Origin of the sequence: Mycobacterium hubeiense, from assembly GCF_002838065.1 — a bacterium.
Taxonomy (GTDB): Bacteria; Actinomycetota; Actinomycetes; order Mycobacteriales; family Mycobacteriaceae; genus Mycobacterium; species Mycobacterium hubeiense.
Map to the genome: position 1 here is coordinate 31,038 of NZ_PIZU01000028.1, position 26,409 is coordinate 57,446.

The 26,409-nt window shown below is 66.9% G+C and carries 24 protein-coding genes, 1 tRNA gene and 1 pseudogene; 12 read left to right on the top strand and 14 right to left on the bottom strand.

Going from position 1 to position 26,409, the window contains the following annotated elements:
* Together CWS39_RS19735 and CWS39_RS19740 are read right to left on the bottom strand one after the other, a co-directional pair.
* Complete coding sequence (locus CWS39_RS19735; RefSeq protein WP_102144622.1) at nt 1–240, bottom strand: LapA family protein; 240 nt, start codon at nt 238–240, stop codon at nt 1–3.
* 82 nt (nt 241–322) lie between these two features.
* A complete protein-coding gene (locus CWS39_RS19740; RefSeq protein ID WP_102144623.1) occupies nt 323–1,270 on the bottom strand; it encodes an SDR family oxidoreductase in 948 nt (315 codons plus the stop codon).
* 89 nt (nt 1,271–1,359) lie between these two features.
* Here CWS39_RS19740 and CWS39_RS19745 point away from each other — a divergent pair, with 89 nt between their 5' ends.
* On the top strand, nt 1,360–2,031 hold the full coding sequence (locus tag CWS39_RS19745; protein ID WP_233213595.1) for a TetR/AcrR family transcriptional regulator: 672 nt from the start codon (nt 1,360–1,362) through the stop codon (nt 2,029–2,031).
* On the opposite strand, the gene CWS39_RS19750 is transcribed toward CWS39_RS19745, so the two are convergent.
* Both CWS39_RS19750 and CWS39_RS19755 read right to left on the bottom strand, forming a co-directional pair.
* On the bottom strand, nt 2,028–2,651 hold the full coding sequence (locus tag CWS39_RS19750; RefSeq protein WP_102144624.1) for an MBL fold metallo-hydrolase: 624 nt from the start codon (nt 2,649–2,651) through the stop codon (nt 2,028–2,030). The genes CWS39_RS19745 and CWS39_RS19750 overlap by 4 nt on opposite strands.
* A complete protein-coding gene (locus CWS39_RS19755) occupies nt 2,651–3,736 on the bottom strand; it encodes an S-(hydroxymethyl)mycothiol dehydrogenase (protein WP_102144625.1) in 1,086 nt (361 codons plus the stop codon). The genes CWS39_RS19750 and CWS39_RS19755 overlap by 1 nt, the downstream gene beginning before the upstream one ends.
* Before the next feature lie 463 nt (nt 3,737–4,199).
* Here CWS39_RS19755 and CWS39_RS19765 point away from each other — a divergent pair, with 463 nt between their 5' ends.
* From CWS39_RS19765 to CWS39_RS19780, 4 genes and pseudogenes are all read left to right on the top strand, one after another.
* A complete protein-coding gene (locus tag CWS39_RS19765) occupies nt 4,200–5,816 on the top strand; it encodes a LuxR C-terminal-related transcriptional regulator (protein WP_102144627.1) in 1,617 nt (538 codons plus the stop codon).
* A gap of 85 nt (nt 5,817–5,901) precedes the next feature.
* A pseudogene (locus CWS39_RS19770) lies at nt 5,902–6,982 on the top strand (class I SAM-dependent methyltransferase).
* Nucleotides 6,983–7,154: 172 nt separating this feature from the next.
* Nucleotides 7,155–7,979 (top strand): serine hydrolase domain-containing protein, encoded by an 825-nt coding sequence (locus CWS39_RS19775; protein WP_102144628.1) that lies wholly within the window; start codon nt 7,155–7,157, stop codon nt 7,977–7,979.
* 107 nt (nt 7,980–8,086) lie between these two features.
* Complete coding sequence (locus CWS39_RS19780) at nt 8,087–8,599, top strand: DUF3145 domain-containing protein (RefSeq protein WP_102144655.1); 513 nt, start codon at nt 8,087–8,089, stop codon at nt 8,597–8,599.
* Here CWS39_RS19780 and CWS39_RS19785 read toward each other — a convergent pair.
* Together CWS39_RS19785 and CWS39_RS19790 are read right to left on the bottom strand one after the other, a co-directional pair.
* A complete protein-coding gene (locus CWS39_RS19785; RefSeq protein WP_102144629.1) occupies nt 8,580–9,488 on the bottom strand; it encodes a diacylglycerol kinase in 909 nt (302 codons plus the stop codon). The genes CWS39_RS19780 and CWS39_RS19785 overlap by 20 nt on opposite strands.
* Nucleotides 9,485–11,065, bottom strand: a complete 1,581-nt coding sequence (locus CWS39_RS19790) for an FAD-binding oxidoreductase (RefSeq protein WP_102144630.1) — start codon at nt 11,063–11,065, stop codon at nt 9,485–9,487. Before CWS39_RS19790 ends, CWS39_RS19785 begins: the two co-directional genes overlap by 4 nt.
* Nucleotides 11,066–11,115: 50 nt before the next feature.
* On the opposite strand from CWS39_RS19790, the gene CWS39_RS19795 reads away from it, so the two are divergent.
* Both CWS39_RS19795 and CWS39_RS19800 read left to right on the top strand, forming a co-directional pair.
* A complete protein-coding gene (locus tag CWS39_RS19795) occupies nt 11,116–11,700 on the top strand; it encodes a TetR/AcrR family transcriptional regulator (protein WP_102144656.1) in 585 nt (194 codons plus the stop codon).
* Nucleotides 11,697–13,235, top strand: coding sequence for a glycerol-3-phosphate dehydrogenase/oxidase (locus CWS39_RS19800; protein WP_102144631.1), 1,539 nt, complete (start codon nt 11,697–11,699; stop codon nt 13,233–13,235). The genes CWS39_RS19795 and CWS39_RS19800 overlap by 4 nt, the downstream gene beginning before the upstream one ends.
* On the opposite strand, the gene CWS39_RS19805 is transcribed toward CWS39_RS19800, so the two are convergent.
* On the bottom strand, nt 13,232–14,110 hold the full coding sequence (locus CWS39_RS19805) for a LysR family transcriptional regulator (protein WP_102144632.1): 879 nt from the start codon (nt 14,108–14,110) through the stop codon (nt 13,232–13,234). The genes CWS39_RS19800 and CWS39_RS19805 overlap by 4 nt on opposite strands.
* 73 nt (nt 14,111–14,183) lie before the next feature.
* On the opposite strand from CWS39_RS19805, the gene CWS39_RS19810 reads away from it, so the two are divergent.
* Entirely contained in the window at nt 14,184–14,933 is a 750-nt protein-coding gene (locus tag CWS39_RS19810) for an SDR family oxidoreductase (protein ID WP_102144633.1), read from the top strand.
* Between the two features lie 158 nt (nt 14,934–15,091).
* Here CWS39_RS19810 and CWS39_RS19815 read toward each other — a convergent pair whose 3' ends face one another.
* The 7 genes from CWS39_RS19815 to aceE all read right to left on the bottom strand — a co-directional run bounded on the left by CWS39_RS19815 (nt 15,092) and on the right by aceE (nt 24,617).
* The gene (locus tag CWS39_RS19815; protein WP_102144634.1) at nt 15,092–16,513 is read right to left on the bottom strand and encodes an acyl-CoA carboxylase subunit beta; all 1,422 of its coding nucleotides are present in this window, start codon (nt 16,511–16,513) and stop codon (nt 15,092–15,094) included.
* 28 nt (nt 16,514–16,541) lie between these two features.
* Complete coding sequence (gene kasB / locus CWS39_RS19820; RefSeq protein WP_102144635.1) at nt 16,542–17,813, bottom strand: 3-oxoacyl-ACP synthase KasB; 1,272 nt, start codon at nt 17,811–17,813, stop codon at nt 16,542–16,544.
* Between the two features lie 25 nt (nt 17,814–17,838).
* Entirely contained in the window at nt 17,839–19,089 is a 1,251-nt protein-coding gene (gene kasA / locus CWS39_RS19825) for a 3-oxoacyl-ACP synthase KasA (protein ID WP_102144636.1), read from the bottom strand.
* Nucleotides 19,086–19,388 carry a meromycolate extension acyl carrier protein AcpM gene (gene acpM, locus CWS39_RS19830; protein ID WP_102144637.1) on the bottom strand — a complete coding sequence of 101 codons (303 nt, stop codon included), beginning with the start codon at nt 19,386–19,388 and terminating at the stop codon, nt 19,086–19,088. The genes kasA and acpM overlap by 4 nt, the downstream gene beginning before the upstream one ends.
* Nucleotides 19,389–19,449: 61 nt before the next feature.
* Entirely contained in the window at nt 19,450–20,370 is a 921-nt protein-coding gene (locus CWS39_RS19835) for an ACP S-malonyltransferase (RefSeq protein ID WP_255413037.1), read from the bottom strand.
* 128 nt (nt 20,371–20,498) lie between these two features.
* Complete coding sequence (locus CWS39_RS19840; RefSeq protein WP_102144639.1) at nt 20,499–21,785, bottom strand: PucR family transcriptional regulator; 1,287 nt, start codon at nt 21,783–21,785, stop codon at nt 20,499–20,501.
* 42 nt (nt 21,786–21,827) lie between these two features.
* Nucleotides 21,828–24,617, bottom strand: a complete 2,790-nt coding sequence (gene aceE / locus CWS39_RS19845) for a pyruvate dehydrogenase (acetyl-transferring), homodimeric type (protein WP_102144640.1) — start codon at nt 24,615–24,617, stop codon at nt 21,828–21,830.
* 194 nt (nt 24,618–24,811) lie between these two features.
* On the opposite strand from aceE, the gene CWS39_RS19850 reads away from it, so the two are divergent.
* From CWS39_RS19850 to CWS39_RS19865, 4 genes are all read left to right on the top strand, one after another.
* Entirely contained in the window at nt 24,812–25,312 is a 501-nt protein-coding gene (locus CWS39_RS19850; protein ID WP_431306152.1) for a hypothetical protein, read from the top strand.
* A 54-nt stretch (nt 25,313–25,366) separates the two neighbouring features.
* Nucleotides 25,367–25,828: a DUF3052 domain-containing protein gene (locus CWS39_RS19855; protein WP_431306151.1), complete on the top strand. Its 462-nt coding sequence runs from the start codon at nt 25,367–25,369 to the stop codon at nt 25,826–25,828.
* Entirely contained in the window at nt 25,828–26,289 is a 462-nt protein-coding gene (locus tag CWS39_RS19860; protein ID WP_102144642.1) for a peroxiredoxin, read from the top strand. Before CWS39_RS19855 ends, CWS39_RS19860 begins: the two co-directional genes overlap by 1 nt.
* A gap of 44 nt (nt 26,290–26,333) precedes the next feature.
* Nucleotides 26,334–26,405, top strand: a tRNA-Val gene (locus tag CWS39_RS19865).
* Nucleotides 26,406–26,409 lie beyond the last annotated feature (4 nt).

The following is a 26,409-nucleotide window of genomic DNA, read 5'->3' on the forward strand; positions in this document are numbered from 1 at the left end:
TCAGTTCCGGCGGCGGTGCAACAGCAAGCCGATGAGCAGGCCGACGAAGAAGATGACGGTGAGGATGAACCACATCGGCGAATCCACGGTCACCCATAGCACGTGCACGCCCACCCGATCGCGGTTCTGCGCAACGAAGATGGCGGCGAGCGCAACCAGAATGATCGCCACCCAATAGCGCAGCGCGAACCGGCGCACCCGGCCACCGGCTGTGGGCTGTTCGACATCACCGCGAGCCATGTGGCGACCTCCTGGGTGGGGTTGATCTCCTCACTTGTGACGGTAGTCCCCGCACGGCTGTGCCGCCCGCGAAGGCCGAGGATCATTGCCGAAAGGTCACACCGGTCAATTGCTCGGACACCTCCCACAGCCGGCGATTCTCGGCTTCGTTGGTGGCCTGCGGGGGCACCTTGGCCTCGGCCACGCCGCCGCCGGTGACCTCCATGAAGCCCCGTGGGCCGTAGAACGCACCCGGTTTTGCGTCGGCTGAGGTGGCTGCGTACAGCGCGGGCAGGATGCCCTCGTCGATCTCCTGCCAGAGAAACGGCATGAAGCGCCAGCTGAACTTGTAGAACCGTTCCATCGCCGACGGTTTGGCGCGCCCGTGCGACGGCCCGCTGGCCTGCAGATTCGTCTTGGTCAAGCCTGGGTGGGCGGCGGCCGACATGACGCCCCAGCCGGCTTCGGCACTGCGCCTTGCGAATTCGCGGGCGAACATCAGATTGGCGAGCTTGGACTGACCGTACGCCGTCATCGGCCGGTAGGTCTTCTCGAATTGCAGATCGTCGAAATGGATGCGCCCGGTGCGAGCCGCGAGGCTGCTCAGGCTGACCACGCGCGGGGCCTGGGCCGCCCGCAGCAGCGGCAGCACCCGCCCGGTCAGCGCGAAATGCCCCAAATGGTTGCTGCCGAACTGCAGTTCGAACCCGTCGACGGTGGTGTCCCGCTCGGGCGGGGTCATCACCCCGGCGTTGTTGATCAGGATGTCGATGGGCCGGCCCTCTGCGGTGAGCTCGTCGGCGAGGGCGGTGACGCTGGACAGCGACGACAAGTCGAGCTTTTTGATCGACAACTTGGCATCGGGCACCTCGGAACGGATCTGCGCGATCGCGGCTTCGCCCTTGGCCCGGTTCCGGATCGCCATGACGACGTCTGCTCCCGCCGCCGACAGCCGGGTGGCGAGTCCAAGGCCGAGACCGGAATTGGCTCCGGTGACGACCGCCAGTTTTCCGGACAGGTCGGGCACGGTGATGTTGTGGGTGCGGGCCATGGGGTCTCCTTGATTTGTGGCGGATAACCGAACGATAACGGACCGGCGGTCTGATAACAAGAGCCCAGCGGTCTGATAATCTGTGACTCGTGACGTTCCAGCGTGCGCGCCGCCCCGAGCAGATGGCGGCTCGGCGGCAGGCGATCCTGGCCGTCGCCCGCCGCATGCTCGACGAGAAGGGCGTCGCGGAGATCAGCCTGCGTGAACTCAGCGACCGCGTCGGGCTGGCCAAGTCCAATGTGTTGCGCTACTTCGACAGCCGCGAGGCGATCTTCCTCGAGGTGCTAGACGAGGAGTTCGGCGCGTGGCTGGCCGACCTCGAGCGTCGGCTGGGGCGACCACGAGGACGAAAAGCGAACTATGCCAGTGAAATTCGGGTGGCGACGACCGTCGCGGAATCGCTCGTCGACCACCGCCTGCTCTGCGAGCTTCTGGCCTCGATGGCCGGGGTGCTGGAGCGCAACATCTCGATGGAGTTCGCCCGAGACTTCAAAACCCGATCCATGGGTAACATCGCCGCGTTCGCGCAACTCATCGCGCGTCAGCTGCCCTGGCTACCAAGCGAACTCGTCGGCTTCTTCGCCGAGGGGACCGTGGTGCTGACCGCGGGCCTCTATCCGTTTTCTGTGCCGACGGAACCCGTCCGCGCCGCGATGGCGGAGATGGGGTTCGCCGATCCGCAACAGCGGTTCCCCGACGGCCTGCGCGCCGGCTTGACGACCTGGCTGATCGGTATTGCCGCGCAATCCGGTGGGGATTAGTGCCCGCGGGCGACCCATTCGTCGTAGTGCACGATTTCGTCGCCGATGGTGGTCGAATCGCCGTGGCCGGTGTAGACGACGGTGCCGCCCGGCAGCGTGCCCAATCGCCCGGAGATCGACTCGAGGATGGTCGGGAAATCCGAGAACGACCGGCCCGTCGCGCCGGGACCGCCCTGGAACAGGGTATCGCCGGAGAACACCGCGTTCAGGTCGGGCGCGTACCAGCACACCGATCCGGGCGAATGCCCGGGCGTGTGCAGTGCGCGCAGCTCGATACCGCCGACGGTCAGCGTCTGGCCATCATCGACACCGCGAAAGTCCTTGTCGGGATGGGTCATCCGCCACAGCACGTCATCGCCGGGGTGCAGCAGCACCGGCGCGTCCAATGCCTGGCCGAGTTCGGGCGCAACCGTCACATGGTCGTTGTGGCCGTGGGTGCACACCACCGCCACCACATTGCGCCCGCCGACGGCGTCGATGATCGGCTGTGCATCGTGGGCGGCGTCGAACACCACCACCTCGGACTCGTCGCCGACGAGCCAGATGTTGTTGTCGACTTCCCAACTGCCGCCGTCGAGTTCGAACACACCGTGGGTAACGACCCGCTGAACGTTGCTCATCACAACACCACCACCGAGCGCAGCACCTCACCGGCGTGCATCTTGTGAAATGCGTCTTCAACACCGTCGATGCCGATGCGCTCGGTGACGAACTGCTCCAGCGGCAACCGGCCCTGCAGGTACAGGGCGATCAGGGTGGGGAAGTCGCGCTCGGGCAGGCAGTCGCCGTACCACGACGACTTCAGCGAACCGCCGCGGCTGAAGAAGTCGATCAATGGCATCTCCAGCCGCATGTCCGGCGTCGGAACACCCACCAGCACCACGGTTCCCGCCAAGTCACGGGCGTAGAACGCCTGCTTCCACGTCTCGGGTCGGCCGACCGCGTCGATCACCACGTCGGCGCCCCAGCCGTCGGTGAGGTCACAGATGGTGGCCACCGGATCCAGCTCGCGCGCGTTGACGGTATGCGTCGCGCCGAACTCCCGCGCCCAGTCCAGCTTCTTGTTGTCGGTGTCGACGGCGATGATGCGCTTGGCGCCCACCAGCGCAGCGCCGGCGATCGCCGCGTCACCCACACCGCCGCAACCGATCACCGCGACGGTGTCGTCGCGGCTGACCGCGCCCGTGTTCACCGCCGCACCCAGCCCGGCCATCACGCCGCAGCCCAGCAGCCCGGCCACCGCGGGATCGGCGGCCGGATCCACCTTCGTGCACTGCCCCTCATGCACCAGCGTCTTGTCGGCGAACGCGCCGATGCCCAGTGCCGGCGTCAGCTCGGTGCCGTCGGTCAGCGTCATCGGCTGCGACGCGTTGAACGTATCGAAGCAGTACCACGGCCGTCCGCGCTTGCAGGCCCGGCACTGGCCACACACCGCCCGCCAGTTCAGGATGACGAAATCTCCGGGTTCGACGTTGGTCACCCCGGGCCCGACGGATTCGACGGTGCCCGCAGCCTCATGCCCGAGCAGGAACGGGAACTCGTCGTTGATGCCGCCATCGCGGTAGGTCAGGTCGGTATGGCACACCCCGCACGCAATCACGTCGACCACCACCTCGCCCGGACCGGGATCGGGGATGACCACCTCCACCACCTCGACCGGCTCACCCTTCTTCCGCGAAATCACACCTCGCACCGTCTGACTCATGAGCTACAACCTAGCGCCAGTCATGGTGGGGTCTCCGAAGAGTCGGTTTGAACGGGTCCGTAGCCAAGCGGCGACGTCGTGAGCATGAGTTGTCCACGTCTGCGCAGCTCATTGCTCAGCACCAACTGGTGGTCGCCGACGAGCGGGAAGTTGAGCCGCAGACGGATCGTCGCTTCGGCTTGTTGACTCGGCGACTGTGTCGACAATCCGCAAACGGTCGCGCCGAGCTCCAAGATCAAGCTGTTGAGATCTGCGGTCCGGTGGCTGGCAAATCGATGTCCGGGACGGTCCTTCCGATCAGACTTTCGCGTCCATGGCCGAGCTTTCGGCAATTCCCGTGACGTCTTCGGGGCGGTAACTCGACATGTGAATCCTTCGCGGCTGACTGCACTCCTTCTCGGAACGCCCAGCAACTGCGGCTATGGTACGGACTCATCGGCAGATACGGTTGAAGCCGATTGAGATGGATACGCGCGTAGAGACTCGAACGGAGTTGCTGCTGGCGGCGCGCACCGCGTACGCACGGCGGGACTGGCATGCCTGCTACGAGGCGTTCGTGCAGGCTCGTGAAACCGTCGCGCTGAGCACCGACGACTTAGATGCGATGGCGGCGGCCGCATGGCGATTGGGCCACGGCAAGGAATCGCTTCGGGTCGCCGAACGGGTTTTTGCGCGGCTGGTCAGCACCGACCCGGAGGCAGCGGCGATGAAGGCCGTCGACCTCGGCTTGGCGTGGGTCACCCGCGGCGACCTCACCATCGCGCAGGGCTGGATGAACCGCGCACGGCGCATGCTCGACGGTTCACCCGAAGGGCCGACACACGGGTACCTGGCCTACTTGGACGCGGTGATCGCTGCGATTCAACGCAACTCAGATGCGCTTGCGCAGCATGCGCAGACCCTGCGGAAAATATCCGGACGCATCGACGTGCCGGCGATCACTGCGCTGTGTCACATCGCAGAGGCGCTGCAGGCGATCAACGAAGCGCGGACGGCGGAGGCGTACGGCCTCATCGATGAGGCAATGCTGCCGCTGTTGGCCGATGAGGTGCCCATCGACTGGGCCGGCGACATCTACTGCGTCGTGCTGAATCAATGCTTCCGGCTGGCCGACATGCCGCGGCTGCGTGCGTGGACGCAATCAATGGAGCGCTGGTGCAACCACTTTGCCGTTTCGACGAACTACGGCGGGGTGTGCGATGTACACCGGCTACAGCTACGGGCGGCCACCGACGACTACCGGCTGTTGGACGATCGGTTGGCCGCGGCCAGCCGATCGCTGGAAGAGGTCAACAGCCGGGCCGCCGGTGAGGGTTACTACCAACTCGGCGAAGTGCGCAGGCGGCGTGGGGATGTCGACGGCGCTTTCGCGGCATTCAGCGTCGCGAGGGCGTGTGGTGTCGAGCCGCAACCCGGTGAAGCGCTGCTGCGGTGCAGTCAGGGGGACCAGGAAACCGCCTGGACGGACCTGCGGGTCGCGCTGGCGGGTGAGGACCGACTGGGCCGGATGTGGTTATTGCGTGCGGCAGTCGAGGTGGCGCTGGCCCGTGGCGATCTCGACGAGGCCGAACGGCATTGCGGCGAACTGGAAGCCGGCTCCGAAGCGTTCGGCACCCCGGGGTTCCGGGCCTGGGCTGCACATGCGCGCGGCGCGATCCTGGTGCGCCGAGGCCGGTACACCGAGGCGCTGGCGGCGTTGAACTCGGCGCTGCGCGAGTACCGCACGCAACAGTCGCGCTACGAAACCGCCGAGGTCTACGAATGGATAGCGATCTCGCATAAGGCGCTCGGCGACGACGGCGCGTCCCGCGCCGACGCCGCCACTGCGGCGAACATCTACGCCCAGCTCGGCGTCGAGCCCGCGCCTGTGTGCGGCGCTGGTACACCTGGCGGCCTGACGAAGCGGGAAATCGAGATACTCCGACGCATCGCGGACGGGGCCACCAATCGGCAGGTCGCCGAGCAGATCTGCATCAGTGAGAAGACCGTCGGACGGCACCTGGCCAACATCTACGCCAAGCTTGGGGTGTCGTCACGCACCGCGGCGGCGGCCTGGGCGCATCAGCGCAACGTGCTGTAGGTGCAGCATTTGCACCAAGCCCGTCCCGGCGAATTTGCATAGTTTGCCCGATGTGGTGCGGAAGGGCGCGTCCTAGCGTTGAACCATGACGACGCTAGACAACAATCCAGCCCAGGCCGAAGGCGCCGAAGAGTTCGCCGAACGGATGATGGGCACGATCGACAGCGCTTGCCTTGCGGTTCTGATCAGCATCGGACACCAGACCGGGTTACTCGATGCGATGGCCGCGCTACCGGCGGCCACCAGCGACCAGATCGCCGACGCGGCCGGACTGAACGAACGATATGTGCGGGAGTGGCTGGGCGGATTGGTATCCGGCCGGATCGTGGACTACGACCCCGCGTCGTCGACGTACCTGCTGCCGCCCCACCGAGCGGCCGCGCTGACCCGGTCGGCGGGGCCGGACAATCTCGCCCGGGTGGCCCAGTTCATTTCGCTCTTCGGCGAAGTCGAGCAGAAGGTGATCCGCTGCTTCCACGAGGGCGGTGGGCTTTCCTATGACGAATACCCGCGGTTCCACGCGTTGATGGCCGAAGAAAGCGGCGAGGTATTCGACGTCGCGCTGATCGACGTGATCTTGCCGCTCGTCGACGGCCTGCCAGAGCGGCTGCGAGCTGGAGCCGATGTCGCCGACTTCGGTTGTGGCAGTTGGTCATGCGATCAACCTGATGGCGCAGACGTTCCCGAACAGCCGGTTTACCGGGATTGATTTCTCCGATGAGGGCCTGGCTACGGGCCGCGCCGAGGCCGAACGGATGGGCCTGACGAACGCAACCTTCGAGGCGCACGATCTGGCCGAACTCGACGTGACCGAGGCGTACGACGTCGTGACCGCGTTCGACGCTATTCACGATCAGGCCCAGCCGGCCAAGGTGCTGAGAAATGTGCATAGGGCGCTGAAGCCCGGCGGCATCTTCCTGATGGTCGACATCAAGGCGTCAAGCCAGCTCGAAGACAACGTCGGCGTGCCGCTGCGGCCGTTCTTCTACACGGTGTCGACGATCCACTGCATGTCCGTGTCGCTGGCCTATGACGGCGCGGGGCTCGGCACGGTATGGGGCAAGCAGTTGGCCACCAAGATGCTGCGCGAAGCTGGCTTCGGCGACATCACGGTGACCGAGATCGAATCCGACGCGATGAATTACTACTACGTCGCCCGCAAGTAGCCTCGCTCATCAGCAGAACTACCGACGCGCTCCGTAGGTGATATCCATAAGTTGCCCGATGCGCGACGCCAGCCGCAGTTCATACGGTCGGACCATGAGCGTGCAACCCAACCGGTCTCTGCTGCCACCGCGTACGCATTCGAGCACGGCCTCGTGTCATAAGCTCGCGTCGATGTCTGCCCTCGATGTCGTGGCCGACTGGCCCGTCCGTAACGCCGCCGCGGCCGTCGTCGGGCCGTCCGGAGCCATCGCTTCCCGTGGCGACACGCGGCGCCCCTTCGCGCTGGCGTCGGTGACCAAACTCCTGACCGCCCGGGCCGCTCAGGTCGCAGTCGAGGAGGGCGTCGTCGAGCTGGAGACGCCGGCCGGTCCACCGGACTCGACGGTGCGTCACCTGCTCGCGCACACCGCGGGCTTCTCGATGCAATCCGCCGAGCTGCTCGCCAATCCGGGGCAGCGTCGCATCTATTCGAACTACGGCTTCCAGGTCCTGGCCGAGACCATGCAGCAGGCCTCGGAGATCGCCTTCGACACGTACCTGGTCGAGGCGGTGTTCGCGCCGCTCGCCATGGCCGACACCACGCTGGAGGGCGGGGCAGTTGCGGCGGGGTTCGGCGCCACGTCGACGGTGGACGACCTGGCCGCATTCGCGCGGGACCTGCTGCGGCCGCAGATCGTGTCGGAGCAGATGCACGACGAGGCCACGAGTGTGCAATTTCCGGGCCTGGACGGTGTGCTCCCCGGCTTCGGCATCCAACGCCCCAACGATTGGGGGCTGGGCTTTGAGATCCGGGGCGCGAAGTCGCCGCACTGGACCGGCTCGGCCAATTCGGCGCGCACCTACGGGCATTTCGGCCAGTCAGGGACGTTTTTGTGGGTCGATCCGGACGCCGGCCTGGCCCTGGTGGCACTCACCGATCGCGGTTTCGGCGACTGGGCCCACCCGCTCTGGCCCGCCCTGTCTGACAGTGTCCTGAGAGAATTTGCCGCAGACTAGCGCAACAGGGGCCTCACAAGGCACAATAGACACGCACGACACAGCTGTAATTCGGATCCGCCAGGTCGTTGGGGAAGACGTCCCTCGTGGAGCCGAAGGAGCAGCAAATGCGTGCGTCGAACCAGTTCGCCGACGCGGCGACAGGTGTGGTGTACATCCATGCCTCGCCCGCCGCGGTGTGCCCGCATGTCGAGTGGGCGTTGTCGTCGACCCTGCAGGCACGGGCGAACCTCAAGTGGACGCCACAGCCGGCGATGCCCGGACAGCTGCGCGCGGTCACCAACTGGGTGGGCCCCGTGGGCACCGGCGGCCAGCTGGCCAACGCGCTGCGCTCCTGGTCGGTGCTGCGGTTCGAGGTGACCGAGGACCCGAGTGCCGGCGTCGACGGCCATCGCTGGTGCCACACCCCGCAATTGGGACTGTGGAGCGGAGCGATGAGCGCCAACGGCGATGTGATGGTCGGCGAGATGCGGCTGCGTTCCTTGATGGCCTCGGGCGCCGACACCCTTGCCGCCGAACTTGATTCGGTGCTCGGCACGGCGTGGGACGAAGCCCTGGAACCCTACCGCGACGGCGGAGCAGGCGCCGAGGTCAGCTGGCTCAGCCGCGGAGTGGGCTAGGCCGCAGGATCTTCAGCGCACCGGGTACCGCCGATACTTCGACGGGTAGCGGGCAGACGTATTCGCCGTCGGCGTAGGCGTTGATGCCGGGGCACTCCACGGTGATTGTGCGGGCGCGCTCGGTGCGTACCTCGTCGAGCTCGACGTGCGTGCCCTTGAATACCGTGGGGAACAACCGAATCAGCTTGGTGCGCGACGCCGAAGCGACCATCGTGACGTCCAGCTGTCCGTCACGCGGGTCCGCGTCGGGGCAGATCCGCATCCCGCCGCCGTAACTCTTGGTGTTGCCGAACGCGGCGAGCGTCAGCTCGGTTTCCAGCTCCCGGCCGTCGAACGTGAGCCGAAACGGCAGGAGCCGCAACTTGGACAGCTCGGCGAGCATCGCCAGGTTGTAGCGCATCCGGCCGTGCGGCCACCGCATGCGATTGGTCCGGTCGGTGACCAGCGAGTCGAACCCCGCGGCCATCACCGTGCCGAACCACTTGTCGGTGCCGTCGGCGCCCTTGATGCGGCCGAGGTCGACGGTCTCGACGGCTCCGTCGACGACGACGTCTGCGGCGGCCTCGGGATCTTTTGTGGGAATACGGAATTCGCGAGCATGGTCATTGCCGGTGCCCGCGGGGATGATGCCCATCGGTACATCGGATAACGCCAGCACCTGCAGCGCCAGTGAGATGATGCCGTCGCCGCCGACCACCACCAGCGCGTCCATCCCGCGCTCGAGCGCGCCTTCGACCAGCCGTCGCGCGTGTTCGGCATCGGTGCCCGCGATCGCCACGACGTCGACGTCCCGCCGGTGCAGCTGTGCCACCGCGCGTTCGGCGGCGTGCGGTGCACTGCCGTGGCCCGACGCCGGGTTCGTCAACACCGTGACACGGCCGATGCTCATGGAATGAGCTTGCCCGGGTTGAGGATTCCGGCTGGATCGAGCGTGGCCTTGACCGCGCGCAGCACCTCGACGCCCAAATCGCCGACCTCGTCGCGCATCCACGGCCGGTGATCGGCGCCGACGGCGTGGTGATGGGTGATGGTGCCGCCGGTGCGCATCATCGCGTCGGACGCGGCAGCTTTGGCCTTGCGCCACTGGTCGATCGGATTGCCGCGCTGCCCGGCGACGACGGTGAAGTACAGCGACGCACCGGTGGGATACACATGCGAAATGTGGCACAGCACCAGGGCCGGCGTGCCGGATTCGGCCAGCGCAGTGGTCAGCGCCTCGGTGACCGCGGCCTTCAACGCCCCGATGTTGGACCAGTTGGTGGCGGTCTCCAGCGTCTCGCACAGCGCACCGGCGGACAGCAGGGAGTCGCGTAGGTACGGCGCGCCGAAGCGGCCGTGTTCCCATGCGCGCGCGGGCTCCTCGCCCAGCGACGTTCCGCCATGGGCCGCCAGCACCGCCCGCGTTTCGGCGTGCCGGCTCTCTGCATGGGCCGCCGTGCCCTCGAACATCGTGATGGCCAGGCAGCCGCCGGTGATGCTCTGCTCGCCAATGCTTTCCGTGGTGGCGAGGTTGACCCCGGTTTCGGCCTCGTCGGACAGGCGGATGACCGTGGGCCCTGTGCCGGTCTGGACGACGGCGCGTAGCGCGTCGGCGCCGGTCGCGAAGTCGGGGAACGACCACGCCTCGTAGCGGACCGCCTCCGGGATGCGGTGAACCCGAACGCGCACCCGGGTGATGATTCCGAACACGCCCTCGGACCCGATCAACAGCTGTCGCAGGTCCGGACCCGCGGCGGAGGCCGGTGCTCGGCCCAAGTCGAGCACGCCGGCCGGCGTTACCGCGCGCAGGCCGCGGACCATGTCGTCGAATCGGCCGTACCCGGCCGAATCCTGGCCCGATGACCGCGTCGCCGCGAAGCCGCCGATGGTGGCGAATTGGAAGCTCTGCGGGAAGTGCCCGAGCGTAAACCCATGTGCGCCAAGGAGTCGTTCGGCTTCGGGGCCTGTGACGCCCGCGCCGAGTTCGGCTTCGCCGGACACCTCGTCCAGCGCGTGAAGTTCGTTGAGCCGCCGCAGATCCAGCGACACCACGGCCTTGAAGTCGCCGCGGATCGGGTCCAGCCCGCCGACGACGCTGGTGCCGCCGCCGAAGGGCACGACGGCGATGCTGTTGCGCGCGCAATAGTCCAGGATCGCCGCGATCTCGTTCTCATCGCCGGGCAGCAGCACCGCATCGGGCGCGTCCTGCACACCGGAATCCTTGCGGCGCAACAAATCCAGGGTGGATTTGCCGCCGGCGCGCAAGAGCCGGCCGTGGTCGTCGACCCGGCAGTAGGTGGCTCCGACGATCCCCGACAACGCGTCTCGGTTGCCGCCGGACAGCGCGGAAGGCCGCAACCGGACCTGCTCTTCGGCGGGCTCGGGGCGTGCGGTGTTGTCGACGCCCAGCGCCTGCTTCAGCAGGGTGCGAATTCCGTCGGACAGCGGCTTGGCGGCGGCCGGATCACCCCACGCATTCCATTTCATCGGGGGCTCGAGATGGTCATCCGGTCGCGTCATGCGTTACAGTATTACATATCATGTCAATCAGTAACGACACAGCGGTCGCCTCCATGGCTGATCGAATCCTCGACGCCGCCGCGAACTGCGTCCTCGCCTACGGCGTCGATCGCGTCACGCTCGCCGAGATCGCCCGCCGCGCCCGGGTCAGCCGGCCGACCATCTATCGGCGGTGGCCGGACATCCGCTCGCTGCTGGCGGCGCTGCTGACCAAGCGGATCGTCGGCGTGCTCGACGACGTGCCGAGCCGCGGGGTCGGCCGTGAGGCGTTGGTCGGGCGCATGGTCGCGGTGGCCGAGCGCCTGCGCCACGACGAGGTCATCATGGCGGTGCTGCATTCGGCGCCCGAACTGGCGATGGTCTACATCGCCGAGCGGCTGGGCACCAGCCAGCAGATCCTCATCGACGCGGTGGCCGGCGAATTGAAGCTGGCGCAGGAAGAGGGCAGCGTGCGCCAGGGCGATCCGCGCCAGCTCGCTGCCATGTGCCTGCTGATTACCCAGTCGACGATTCAGTCCGCGCAAATGGTGGAACCGATCCTGGACGCCGATGCGCTGGCCGTCGAACTGGCCCACTCATTGAACGGATACCTGCGCCCGTGACCGGACCGACTGCTCTCAACGCCACCCGCCGCGCCGCCGATCTCGCGGCGCTGGCCGATGGTGAACACCTCGACGTGCTCGTGATCGGCGGCGGCATCACCGGCACCGGCATCGCGCTGGACGCTGCGACCCGCGGACTATCGGTGGCGTTGGTGGAGAAGCACGATCTCGCGTTCGGCACCAGCCGGTGGAGTTCCAAGCTGGTGCACGGTGGGCTGCGCTATCTGGCCAGCGGAAATGTCGGCATTGCCCGTCGCAGTGCGGTCGAGCGCGGAATCCTGATGACCCGCAACGCTCCTCACCTGGTCAAGGCGATGCCTCAACTGGTGCCGTTGCTGCCCGCGATGGGCAGTGCCGAACGGGCATTGGTGCGCACCGGGTTTCTGGCCGGCGACGCCCTGCGACGGCTGGCGGGCACGCGGGCGTCCACGCTCCCGCGATCCAGTCGCGTGGGACCGCATCGCGCGGCCGAGTTGGTTCCGGTGGTGCGACGCGACGGGCTCACGGGCGGGCTGCTCGCCTACGACGGCCAATTGATCGACGACGCACGGCTTGTCACCGCGGTGGCGCGCACGGCCGCCCAGCACGGCGCCCGCATTCTGACCCGCGTGGCGGCAACCAGCGCCCGGGGCGATTCGGTGACGCTGACCGATCAACGCTCGGGGGAGTCGTTCGACGTGACCGCGCGCGCCGTCATCAATGCGACCGGGGTGTGGGCAGGCGAGGTGGACTCCTCGATCAAATTGCGCCCCAGCCGCGGTACCCATTTGGTGTTTCACGCCGAGACATTCGGCAACCCTATTGCTGCGCTGACGATTCCGATTCCTGGCGAGCTGAACCGGTTCATCTTCGCGATGCCCGAGCAGTTGGGTCGTGTGTACCTGGGCTTGACCGACGAAGACGCGCCGGGGCCGATTCCCGATGTGCCGCAGCCGACTTCCGAGGAAGTCTCCTTCCTGCTCGATACGGTCAACACCGCGCTGGACGTGGCGCTCACGCCTGATGACGTGATCGGGGCGTACGCCGGCCTACGGCCGTTGATCGACACCGGATCCGGCCGCACGGCCGACATCTCGCGGGAGCACGCGGTGGTCGAATCGCCGTCGGGGGTGATCAGCGTGATCGGCGGTAAGCTCACCGAATACCGGTACATGGCCGAAGACGTATTGGATCGCGCGGTGGCACTGCGGGGATTGACGGCCAGCGACTGCCGCACGCGCAACCTGCCACTGGTCGGTGCACCCGCGAATCCCGTTGCGACACTGCGATCCCCGGCCGAGCTGCCCTCTTCCTTGGTGGCACGCTACGGCGCAGAGGCGCCCAACGTGATCGCCCGCGCGGCATGTGAGCGGCCGACGGAGCCGGTCGCCGACGGCATCGACGTGACCCGGGCGGAGTTCGAATACGCGGTCACCCATGAAGGCGCAATGACCGTCGACGACATTCTCGACCGCCGCACCCGCATCGGCCTGGTGCAGGCAGACCGTGCCCGCGTCGTCGACGTCGCGGCGGAGTTCTTGGCCAGAGTCGGCTAACTGGCCGCAATGATCACGTCGCGTACCGCCGAGGCGGTGTGGCGCTGCCAGAGCGCTTGGACGCCGACCAGCAGCGACGGCTCCAAGTCGATGACCGTGACACGGCCGTCGAGCACCGGGCCGGCCGGCGTGGTGACGAACGCGACGGCTCCTGTGGTCAGGGGAGCGGCGACCGTCGCCGCGCCCTGCACGCGGCTGACGACATAGTCGGGTTCGAATCCCGCTCGGCGACAGGCGCTCATCAGGAAGTCGCTGTAGTACGACGTGCCGGGTGGTGCCCACAGCGCGATGTGTTCGCCGGCGAGGTCATGAATGTCGACACTGCGTTGCGGCGCCAGCCGATGGCCCGCCGGCACGGCCAATCTCACCCGGTCATACCTCACCACTGCGCCGGCCAGGTCGCCGGGCGGGACCACGCCGCGTCGCAATCCCAGCTGCACGGTGCCGTCCAGGACCGCAGCGGTCAGCTGGTCGGGGAACATCTGGCGGAACGTGAACGACGTGGACGCGAACGCGTCGATCGCCGGCTCCATCAGGACGTAGACCTCGGCGGTGTCGAGCGCCGGTGTGTGGCCCACCACGTAGACCTCCTCGGCTTCGGCGGCTATGCGCTCGACATGCACGGCGACGGTGTGTGCCGCCGCCAGCAGCGTTCGGCCCTCGCTGAGCAGCAGCTGACCGGCGCGGGTGAGCGAAGCCCGGCGCCCCTCCCGAGCGAAAAGTGTTGCAGCAAGCTCCTTCTCGAGCTGCTGCACCGAACTACTCAACGCCTGCTGACTCAGGTGTAGGTCTTCGGCGGCTCTGGTGAAGCTGCCCGCCTCGGCGACCGCGATGAAGTGACGCAGCCGTCGCAGATCCGGAAACCGCTGAGTCATTCACAAACAATAGTTGTCGAAACCTCGAAAATCCGCGTTTCTAATTTGTGCTTAATCGGCCTACCGTCGAGGCATGAGCACTCTCGAAGGCAAATCCGCAGTTGTCGCTGCCGGAGCCAAGAACCTCGGCGGCCTGATCAGCACGACGCTCGGTGAGCGTGGCGTCAACGTCGCCGTGCACTACAACAGCGCCGCCACCGAGGCCGATGCCGACAAGACCGTCGCGCAGATCCAGGAGGCCGGCGCCAAGGCGATCAAGGTCCAGGGCGATCTGACCGTGCCGGCCAGTATCGAGGCACTGTTCGACGCCGCGGTCAACGCGTTCGGTGGCGTGGACATCGCAATCAACACCGTCGGCAAGGTATTGCGTAAGCCGATCGTGGAAACTACTGAAGCCGAATACGATTCGATGTTCGACATCAACTCCAAGGCTGCCTACTTCTTCCTGAGGGAGGCCGGCAAGCGGCTGAACGACGGCGGTTCGGTCACCACCATCGTCACCTCGCTGCTGGCGGCGTTCACCGACGGCTACTCGACCTATGCCGGTGCCAAGAGTCCGGTGGAGCACTTCACCCGCGCGGCCGCCAAGGAGTTCGCCGAACGTGGCATCAACGTCAACAATGTCGGGCCCGGCCCGATGGACACGCCGTTCTTCTACGGGCAGGAGACACCCGAGCGGGTGGCGTTCCACAAGTCGCAGGCGATGGGCAATCGGCTGACCGACATCACCGACATCGCGCCGCTGGTCGTGTTTCTCGCCGGCGATGGACACTGGATCACCGGCCAGACCATCTTCGCCAACGGCGGCTACACCACGCGCTAAGTCCGGCGCTCAGTGTGCGTCAGCTGCGTTCAATGTGCGTCCACCGCGGGATCTTTCGGGGTTTTCAACAGTGAGCGCACACCCGACGCAGTGAGCGCACACTCGACAAACGCATACCAAAATGCCCCGCCGCGAGACGGGGCATTTTGCATGAAGACTTACAGCGGGATGTTCTTGTGCCGGCCGCGGCGCGCGGGCGCCTCGGCCAACGCCTGCGTCAGCTTCGAGCGGGTGTGCGCCGGATCGATCTTCTCGTCCACCACGCCGATCTCGATCGCGGAATCCACCCCACCGGCGATCCGTTCGTGCTCCTCGGCCAGCGCGTCGTGCAGCGCCTCGCGCTCGTGCTCCGGCGCGGCGGCCAGCTTCTTCTTGTGCAGAATGCCGACCGCGGCCTTCGCGCCCATCACCGCAACCTCGGCATCGGGCCACGCGAACACCTTCGTCGCATTCAAAGAGCGCGAATTCATCGCGATGTAGGCGCCGCCGTAGATCTTGCGGGTCACCAGCGTGACCCGCGGCACGGTGGACTCACCGAACGCGTGCAGCAGCTTGGCGCCGCGACGCACCACGCCGCCCCACTCCTGATCGACACCCGGCAGATACCCCGGCACGTCCACGATGACGACCATCGGAATGCCGAACGCGTCGCATAGCCGCACGAAACGCGCTGCCTTCTCGGCGCTTTCGGAATTCAGGCAGCCGCCCAGCCGCAGCGGGTTGTTGGCCAGCACGCCGACGGTGCGGCCGGACAACCGGCCCAGGCCCACCACGATCGACGGCGCCCACTTGGCCTGGAACTCCTCAAAGGGCACGCCGTCGTCGAGCAATGCCTCCACGAGAGGGTGCACGTCGTAGGCGCGGCGCGACGACTCCGGCAGCAGCGCATGCAGGTCGGTGTCGCCGGCCTCGGCCTTCGCCTTGTCGAAATGCCCCTGCTGGCAGAACAATCCGACCAGCCGGCGGCCGCGCTCGTAGGCGTCCAGCTCATCGTCGGCGACGATGTGGCACACACCGGACTTCTTGTGGTGGGTGTCCGGCCCGCCCAGCGACGCCATGTCGACGTCCTCACCGGTGACACTGCGCACCACGTCGGGGCCGGTGACGAAAACCCGGCTTTCCGGCGCCATCACGATGACGTCGGTCAGCGCCGGGCCGTAGGCCGCACCGCCGGCCGCGAAGCCGACGACCACTGAAATCTGGGGGATGTAGCCCGATGCCCGGATCATGGCCTCGAACACCAAACCGACCGCGTGAAGCGCCCGCACGCCTTCGGCGAGCCGCGCGCCACCCGAGTGCCAGATGCCGACGATGGGGCTCTGTTCCTCGATGGCCTGGTCGTAGGCGTTGACGATGTGGGCGCAGCCCTCCACGCCCATGGCGCCACCCATCACGGTGCCGTCGGTGCAGAACGCAATGGTGCGCACACCGTTGACGGTCCCGGCCGCAGCCAGTACGCCCGAGCGGTCGCGCTCGTGCAGCAACTCAACGCTGCCGTCGTCAAAGAACGTGGAAAGGCGCAGCAGCGGATCACGTGGATCAAGTGACTCGGCAGCGGCCTCGGGGGCCATGATCGTCATACAACCTCCTGTAGTGGAAAGCGCTGTGTCAGTACTTTCCGAAGGCGAGCGCGACGTTGTGCCCACCGAATCCGAACGAATTGTTTACTGCGTATTGGTAATTGCCGGGTCGAGCCGAGCCGTGCACCACGTCCAGGTCGATCTCCGGATCGAGGTTCTTCAGATTCAGCGTCGGCGGAATGATGCCTTCCCGCAGCGCCAACACCGTCAGGATGGACTCCACCGCACCCACCGCGCCGACCGAATGGCCCAGCGCCGACTTCGGTGCGTACACCGCCGCGTCGTGGCTGCCCAGCGCGTTGCGGATGGCCTTGGCCTCCGCCACGTCGCCGACGGTGGTGCCGGTGGCGTGGGCGTTGACGTGGTCGATGTCGGTGGGCTGCAGACCTGCCAATTGGATCGCCCGCGTCATCGCGTGGCCCGCCTGCTCACCGTTGGGGTCCGGCGCCACGATGTGGTAGCCGTCCGAGGTGATGCCCGCGCCCATCAGCCGGGCCAGCGGCTTGGCGCCACGGGCCTTGGCGTGCTCCTCGGTCTCGATGACCATCAGCGCGCCGGCTTCGCCGAACACGAACCCGTTGCGGTCCCTGTCGAATGGGCGACAGGCGCCGGCCGGGTCATCGTTGGTGGTGGACAACACGATTCGCATCTGGGCGAAGCCCGCGATGGGCACCGCCTCGATCTTCGTCTCGACGCCACCGCAGATCGCGACGTCGGCCTCGCCGAGCACGATGTTGCGCCACGCGTGGGCGATTCCCTCGGAGCCGGAGGCGCAGGCCGAGACCGCCGTCATGACGCCGGCCCTGGCCTTGCGCTCCAGCCCCACCGCGGCGGCCGCGGCGTTCGGCATGTACATCTGCACGGCCAGCGGCGACACCGCCCGCAGACCCTTCGAGCGCATGCCGTCGTAGGCGAAGACCATCTCCTCTGTCGACCCCATGCCGGTGCCGATGGACACCATCAGCCGTTTGGGATCGACCTCCGGCGAACCGGCGTTCTCCCACACCCGCCGGCTCAACACCGTTGACATCTTCTGCAGGTACGACAGCCGGCGCAGCTCGACGCGCGTCAGCTCATGGTCGAAGTCCTCCAAAAGATGCCCGCCGATGCGAACCGGTAGGTCGTACTGCTCGACGAACGGGTCCTCAAGCTTTCGGATCCCGCTTTGCCCGTCGAGCAGCTTCTTCCAGGTGTTCTCCGCATCCGTCGCCAGCGCAGTCGTCATGGCTATGCCGGTGACGACCACATCGGGGAAACCGTTCCCCGTGGAAAGACGCGAAAGTTGGCTCGACCCTGCCATTGCCGCTTGGTGGTTCCTCTCGCTCTCAGTACCGCCCGAATGCCAGGGCAACATTGTGACCACCGAATCCGAACGAGTTGTTGATGGCGTAGGAGTATTCGCCATAACGAGGCTCGCCCGCGACGATATCGAGATCGATCTCGGGATCGGGGGTCTCATAGTTCAGCGTTGGCGGGATGACGCCGTCACGAAGCGTCAGCACCGTAAGCACCGATTCCAGCGCACCGACCGCACCGATGGAGTGGCCGAGCGCCGACTTCGGCGCATATACCGCTGCGTGTTCACACCCGGCAACGCGAATCGCATTGGCTTCGGCGGTATCACCGATCGGGGTGGCCGTCGCGTGTGCGTTGATGTGGTCGACGTCCTTGGGGGACAGACCCGCCAGCTCGAGCGCGCGCGTCATCGCGCGGCCCGCACGCACACCGTCCGGCGCAGGAGCCACCATGTGGTAGGCGTCCGACGTGATGCCGGCACCCATCAGGCGGGCCAACGGCTTGGCGCCGCGGGCCTTGGCGTGCTCCTCGGTCTCGATGACCATGAGCGCGCCGGCTTCGCCGAACACGAACCCGTCGCGGTTCTTGTCGAACGGGCGGGACGCCCCTTCGGGATCGTCGTTGCGGGTCGACATGGCACGCATCATTGAGAACGCCGCGATCGGCAGCGCCTCGATGCCGCCTTCGACACCACCGCACACGGCGATGTCGGCGTCGCCCATGACGATCTGACGCCACGCGCCCGCGATCGCCTCGGAGCCGGATGAACACGCCGACACCGGAGTCATCACCCCGGCGCGTGCGCCCAGCTGAAGGCCGATCACCGCGGCCGCCCCGTTGGGCATGATCATCTGCACCGCGAGTGGCGAGACCTTGCGCGGCCCGCCCTCGTTCATCAGGTCGTAGGTCTCGACGATCTTCTCGCCGCCGCCCAGACCGGTGCCGACGACAACCGCAAAGCGGTCCGGGTCGACCTCGGGGCTACCCGCGGCCTCCCAGATCTGGCCGCCGAGGAGCTTGGCCATCCGTTGCACGTAGGACATGCGCCGCAGGTCCAACCGCCCCATGTGGTTGTCGACGGGCTCCTTGAGGTGCCCACCGATCTTGACCGGCAGATCCCACTTGGTGACGAACTCGTCCTCGAGTACGTGGATGCCGCTTTCCCCGGCCAACAAGCCCTTCCACGTGCTCTCGATGTCCGGCGCGATCGATGTCGTCGCCGTGACGGCGGTCACCACAACATTGGGGAAACCGCCGTTAGCAGTGGAAGGCTTGGTCACGAACGCTCCGCTTCGATCTTCTCGCGCAGGGCAGCGGCAGCCTCGGGGTTCTCTTCCTCGAGCTTCTGGATGTAGGCGACGACGTCACCGACGGTGCGCAGACCGGCGAGGTCCTCGTCGGGGATCTTCACGCCGTACTTGTCCTCGGTCTGCACGGCGATCTCGACCATCGACAGCGAGTCGATGTCCAGGTCGTCGATGAACGACTTCTCCGGGGTGACCTCGGACGGCTCGATACCGGTGACCTCTTCGATGATCTCGGCGAGGCCGGCGATGATTTCTTCCTGAGTGGCGGGCACGATGGCTCCTTCTTTATTTGATGGGTACTGCTTTATGACGTTCGATATGTGGTTGTCTGGCTCAGAGCTCGGTCAGCCCGTCCAGGTCGGCGGGTGTTTTGACGGCATACGTCGGCACCCCCCGAAGTTCGCGCTTGGCGATCCCGGCGAGGGTACCCGCGGGCGGGAACTCGACGATCGCGGTCACGTTGTTGGTGCGCAGCGTCTCGGTGCACAGATCCCAGCGCACCGGCCGCGTCAGCTGGGACACCAGCTTGCTCATCGCGTCGTCGGCCGAGGCCACCGGCTGCCCGTCGGCGTTCGACAGGAGTTTCGCTTGTGGCTCGGCAGTCGTTACACCTTCGGCGGCGGCGGAGTAGCCGTCCAGCGCCGAGGCCATGTAATGGGTGTGGAACGCACCGGCGGTGGCCAGCGGGCGGACCCGGGCCTTGGCCGGCGGATCCTCGGCGAGCTTGTCGAGGGCGGCCAGCGCGCCGGCCGCGACGATCTGGCCCGCGGCATTGCGGTTGGCCGGAACCAGATCGAGCGCCTCCAGCCGCGCGAGCACCTCGGCCTCGTCGCCACCGAGCACCGCTGACATCCCGGTGGGCTCGAGCGCGCAGGCCTTGGCCATCTCGGCGCCGCGGGTGGCGGCCAGCTTGATCGCGTCATCGGCGGAGATGACGCCGGCGATCGCGTAGGCGGCGATCTCACCGACCGAATGACCGGCGACGATGGCGTCGGCATCCGCAAGCAGGCCCCGTCGGCTCAGCTCCTCGTGCGCGAGCAGCGTCGCCGCCACCACCAGGGGCTGAGTGACCGCGGTGTCGGTGATCTCCTCGGCAGTCGCGGTGGTCCCCAGCCGAGCCAGGTCCAGGCCGCTGATCTCCGCCCAGGTCGCCAGACGCTCGGCGGCACCGGGCAGCTCCAGCCACGCGGCGAGCATGCCGGGAGTCTGAGAGCCCTGGCCGGGCGCAAGAAGTGCTACGGGTCCAAGAGGCACGTGTTTAAGAGAACACTGTGAAGATGGTTTTGCGTGGTGTAAGAGATTATGAACCTTGTCTTATGTTTTTGTAGACAGTCCACAAAACAGCATGTGATGCGACTGCATCGATACCGGGCTGCAACATCTCAGGCTCCCGACTGCGCCTTCGACGCCGCCGGGCGGACCCCTGCTACCGCCGTACCGGCAGTATTTGGCGTGCTCGTTTGGTATGCGTGACGGCTGAGCCGGCCGACCGTGGCGGCCACCCTTAGCACATACGCATCGCGCGGAAGCGTCGGATCGCGGCCAGTGAAGTCGGCGATCCGTTTCAGCCGGTAGCGCACGGTGTTTGGATGAACGAACAATTTGCGGGCGCACGCCTCGATCGCGCCGCCGGAATCCAGGTACGCATCCAGCGTCTCCGTCAACGCCGGTCCGGCGTCGGCCAGCGGGCGCATCACCTCCGTCTCCAGCGCCGCGATCGCCGTCGTGTCTCCCAGAAGTGCCCGCTCAGGCAGCAGTTCGCGCGCCAGTACCGGGCGAGGCGCACCGCTCCAGCCGGCCACGGCGTTCATCCCGGCGATCGCTTCGGTGGCGCTGCGGTGCGCCGCGGTGAGCGTCGGTGCGGTGGGGCCGACGACGACCGGGCCGTCGGCGAACACGTCGAGCAGCTCGGCGAGTAGCCGATCCGTCGGCGGCAGCGGGCCCGACACGATGGCGACCAGCCATGTGCCGTGCACGTCGGACAACGCCGCCCGGCCGTTGCGCCTGACCACGTCGTGCACGTCGTCGCTGGCCAGGTCGATGCGGTCGGGCTGCGGCGATCCCACAATCACGGTGGCCGGCGCGGTGGCGTCCCAGTTCAGCGCCGCCGCCTGCGACTGCAGCTCGGGTCCGATGTCGCCGCGCACCACGGCGTCGACGACGTTGGCCTCCATCCGGGTGTCCCACGCGCCGCGCGCCTCGGCCTGGTCGGCGTACGCGGTGGCCGCGGCGAACGCCAAATCGCGGCTGTAGCGCAGAATTCCCGCGGTCAACGCCGTCAGCTGCTGCTCCGAACGGGCCAGCAGTGGCACCACTTCTTCGAAGAACTCCATCGTCGTGCGGACCATCTCGACGGACTGCCGCAGCGCGATGCGTCGCCGAAGGTCTTGCGGCACAACCTCGAACGCCTGCGCGGTATAACCCACGTTGCTCTGCGGATTGCGCATCCACTCGACGAAGTTCACCACCGCGGTCTGCACCACCAGCTGCACGCTGGCCCGCTGGGAGGCCTCCAGGTCGGCGAAGAACGGCAGCCGTTCCTCCATCGCGTGCACCGCCTCGGTGGCCAGCCGGCCCGAGTACTGCTGCAGCCGGCGCAGCACCGAATCGGGCACCCCTTCGAGCACCCCGACCGTCGAGGCGGGCGGAACGAACCGACTGTCGGCCATTCCTAAAAGCTACGCCATTTTTCTGGCGGTTTCCTCCAAGCGCTAGGCCACCCCGGGATCGGACGTCTGCTCCGGCGCAGCCATCACATCGTCGATCTTGTAGCGGCGCGCGGCCTCGACGGCCGCCGACGAGTCGATGCTGCCGTCGCGTGCCAGCCCTTCGAGCACGGCGACGGCCACCGATTCCGCGTCGGTGTTGAAATAGCGCCGTGCGGCGGGCCGGGTGTCGGAGAAGCCGAACCCGTCGGTGCCCAGCGTGATGTAGGTGCCGGGCACCCACGGCCGGATCTGCTCGGGCACCGCGCGCATCCAGTCCGACACCGCGACCACCGGTCCGGCCGCGTCCGCCAGCGCCGTGGTCACATACGGCGTGCCGGCCGGACGCTCCGGGTGGCGCAGCAGTTCCTTCTCGATGGCCACCCCGTCCCGGTTGAGTTCACCCCAGCTGGTCACCGACCAGACGTCGGCGGCCACATCCCATTCGTCGGCCAGCAGGTCCGCGGCCCTCAGTGCTTCGGGCATCGCGACGCCGGAGGCCAGGATCTGCGCGACGTTCGCACGCTTCTCGGGTGCCGGACGGTAGCGGTAGATGCCGCGCAGTAGGCCCTCGACGTCGAGGTTCTCCGGCTCGGCGGGCTGGCGATAGGGCTCGTTGTAGATGGTGAGATAGAAGAAGACGTTCTCCGGGTTCTCGCCGTACATCCGGTGCAGGCCGCTCTCCACGATGTGGGCGATCTCGTAGGCGAACGCCGGGTCGTAGGCCACCACCGCCGGATTGGACGACGCCAACAGCAGCGAGTGCCCGTCGGCGTGCTGCAGCCCCTCACCGGTCAGCGTGGTGCGGCCCGCGGTGGCGCCCAGCACGAAACCGCGAGCCATCTGATCGGCCGCGGCCCAGAAGCCGTCGCCGGTGCGCTGGAACCCGAACATCGAATAGAAGATGTAGATCGGGATCATCGGCTCGTTGTGCGTCGAATACGACGTGCCCGCCGCGGTGAACGTCGCCGTCGACCCCGCCTCGTTGATGCCCTCGTGCAGGATCTGGCCGACTTCGGATTCCTTGTACGCCAGCATCAATTCGGCATCCACCGACGTGTACAGCTGACCGTTGCGGTTGTAGATCTTCAGGCTCGGGAACCAAGAGTCCATACCGAAGGTGCGCGCCTCGTCGGGAATGATGGGGACGATGCGCGGCCCGATTTCCTTGTCCCGCAACAGTTCTTTGAACGTGCGCACCGTCGCCATGGTGGTGGCGACCTCCTGGTTGCCCGAGCCCTTCTTCATCGCCTTGTAGGCGTCGGCGCCCGGCAGCGTCAGCACCTTGGACTTGGTGCGGCGCTCCGGCAGGAACCCGCCGAGCGCGCGGCGCCGTTCGAGCATGTAGCGGATCTCCGGCGCCTCGGGGCCGGGATGGTAGTACGGCGGCAGGTATGGGTTCTCGTCGAGTTGCTCGTCGCTGATCGGAATCCGCATCGCGTCGCGGAAGTACTTGAGGTCTTCCAGCGCAAGCTTTTTCATCTGATGCGTGGCGTTGCGACCCTGGAAGTGCGCGCCCAGCGAATAGCCCTTGATGGTCTTGGCGAGAATCACCGTGGGCTGTCCCTTGTGGTCCATCGCGGCGCGGTAGGCGGCGTACACCTTGCGGTAGTCGTGACCGCCGCGCTTGAGGTTCCAGATCTCGTCGTCGGACATGTGCGCCACCAATTGCTTGGTGCGCGGGTCGCGGCCGAAGAAGTGTTCGCGCACGAATGCGCCGTCGTTGGCCTTGTAGGTCTGGTAGTCCCCGTCGGGGGTGGTGTTCATCAGGTTCACCAGCGCGCCGTCACGGTCGGCGTGCAGCAGCGCATCCCACTCGCGGCCCCACACCACCTTGATGACGTTCCAGCCGGCGCCGCGGAAGAACGACTCCAGCTCCTGGATGATTTTGCCGTTGCCGCGCACCGGCCCATCGAGACGCTGCAGGTTGCAGTTCACGACGAACGTGAGGTTGTCCAGCGCCTCCAGTGCGGCCACGTGCGCCAGCCCGCGGCTTTCCGGTTCGTCCATCTCGCCGTCGCCGAGGAACGCCCAGACGTGTTGGTCGGAGGTGTCCTTGATTCCCCGGTCGTGCACGTAGTGGTTGAACCGGGCCTGGTAGATCGCGTTCATCGGGCCCAGGCCCATCGACACCGTCGGGAATTCCCAGAAATCGGGCATCAGCCGCGGATGCGGATACGACGGCAGCCCGCCGCCGGGGTGGCTGTGCTCCTGGCGGAAGCCGTCGAGCTGGTCGGCAGTCAACCGGCCTTCGAGGAAGGCGCGCGCGTAGATGCCCGGGCTGGCGTGGCCCTGGATGAACACCTGGTCGCCGCCGCCGGGATGGGCCTTACCGCGGAAGAAGTGGTTGAAGCCGACCTCGTAGAGCGCCGCCGAGGACGCGTAGGTTGAAATGTGGCCGCCCACACCGACTCCCGGCCGTTGCGCGCGGTGCACCATGATCGCAGCGTTCCACCGGATCCACGTCCTGTAGCGTCGCTCCACTTCCTCGTCGCCGGGAAACCACGGTTCCAGCTCGGTCGGGATGGTGTTGACGTAGTCGGTGGACGTGAGCGCAGGGATGGCCACTCGCTGTTCGCCGGCACGCTCCAGCATCCGTAACAACAGGTAACGCGCCCGCGCCGGCCCGGACCGCTCGAGCAAATCGTCGAACGACTCCAGCCATTCACCGGTCTCTTCGGGATCGATATCGGGCAGATACGACGCGACGCCCTCCCGGATCACCCGAACGCGGTCGGGTTCTGCTGTGTTGCTGGAGTTTTGGGCCAGGTCCTGGCGCACGAACTCGGTGGTCAACTTCCGCTCCTTGTTAGGCGGTATCAGGTCGCTTCACGATCGGCGAAGCACCTCCTATCGTCCCCCTATCGTGCCCCAGTTGCACCGCTGGGGGTGGCGAGGGGAATGTACCGACGAGTAGGGGGTGCAACCGGTAAGTTCTGCAGACCGTGCGAATCGTCGCTCTCGTCATCGGCAGCGTCGCTGCGCTGGCGATGGTCATCGTCGGGTGCACCACCGTCACCGACGGAAGGGCCCGGGTCGACGCCGCGGAGGCCCCGGTTTACCGGGCTTCGGTGTCGGCGTCGATCGAGGCATCCGAGGAGTCGTCGGCGGCCCGCGAATCCGAGCGTCAGGCGTCGCTGACCACCCAGGCGGTCCGTACCTCATGCGAAGGGCTCAGTTCCAGCAGTGTGGACGCCGTCAACGCGGTCAACGCCTATGTCGACGCGTTCAACCAGGGCGGCGATGTGGGGACCACGGCGAGGCCGGCGATCGACGCGCTCAACCGCAGCGCCGACCTGGTGGCCCGCAGCATCTCAGACCCGCTCTCACCGGATTTGCGTGACGCGCTGACCGCCTGGGTCGACGCGGCACGCGAGGTCGCAGGCGCCATCGCCACCGACGCCCCGCCCGAGGAATTCAACGCCACGATCACCAAGCTCAACGACGTGAAGGCCACCGCGTTGAATCTCTGCGACAGCGCATACCGATGAAGACCGAGCGCCGCGCCCCGTTGTTGCGCAGTGGCGTGCGACGATAGGGCGCACATGAGCAGCACCCAAGCAGCTAAAGGAGGACCGACGGTGGTCGCGGCGGCAGACGCGCCGAACTACGCCCAAAGGCTGGGCATCCAAAAAGATCAGGTTGTGCAGGAGTTGGGGTGGGATGAGGACACCGACGACGACATCCGTGCCGATATCGAAGAGGCGTGCGGTTCTGAGCTGCTCGACGAAGACGCGGACGAGGTCATCGACGTGGTGTTGCTCTGGTGGCGCGACGGGGACGGCGACCTCGTCGACCGGCTGATGGATGCGATCACGCCGCTGGCCGAAGACGGGGTGATCTGGGTGATCACACCCAAGACCGGTAAGCCCGGACATGTGCTGCCGGCCGAGATCGCCGAATCGGCGCCGACGGCCGGGCTGATGCAGACGTCGTCGGCCAATCTCGGCGACTGGATCGCGACCCGCCTGGTGCAACCGAAATCGAAGGCCGCGGGACGGCGCTAGTGCTGCCGGTCGGCACCGAGGCACCCGACTTCACGCTGAAGGACCAGAACGGAAGGCCGGTCAGGCTCAGCGACTTTCGCGGCGCCAAGAATGTGCTGCTGGTGTTCTTCCCGCTCGCCTTCACCGGTATTTGCCAGGGTGAACTCGACGAGATCCGCGACCATCTGCCGCGGTACGAGAACGACGACACCGCGACGCTGGCGATCTCGGTGGGCCCGCCGCCCACTCACAAGATCTGGGCTTTGCAGAGCGGCTTCACCTTTCCCGTGCTGTCGGACTTCTGGCCGCACGGCGCGGTGAGTCAGGCGTACGGCGTGTTCAACGACGCCGCCGGGTATCCCAATCGCGGAACGTTCGTGGTGGACCGCTCAGGCATCATCCGCTTCGCCGAGATGAAGCAGCCGGGGGAGCCGCGCGATCAGTCGGTATGGGTCGATGCGCTGGCCACGGTGGCGTCCTGACGATTTCTCCTCGCAGGTGCTCGGCAGGTAGCCTGCGCGACACGGGGCGCGTAGCTCAGTGGTAGAGCTCTGGTTTTACACACCAGCGGTCGGCGGTTCGATACCGTCCGCGCCCACTCT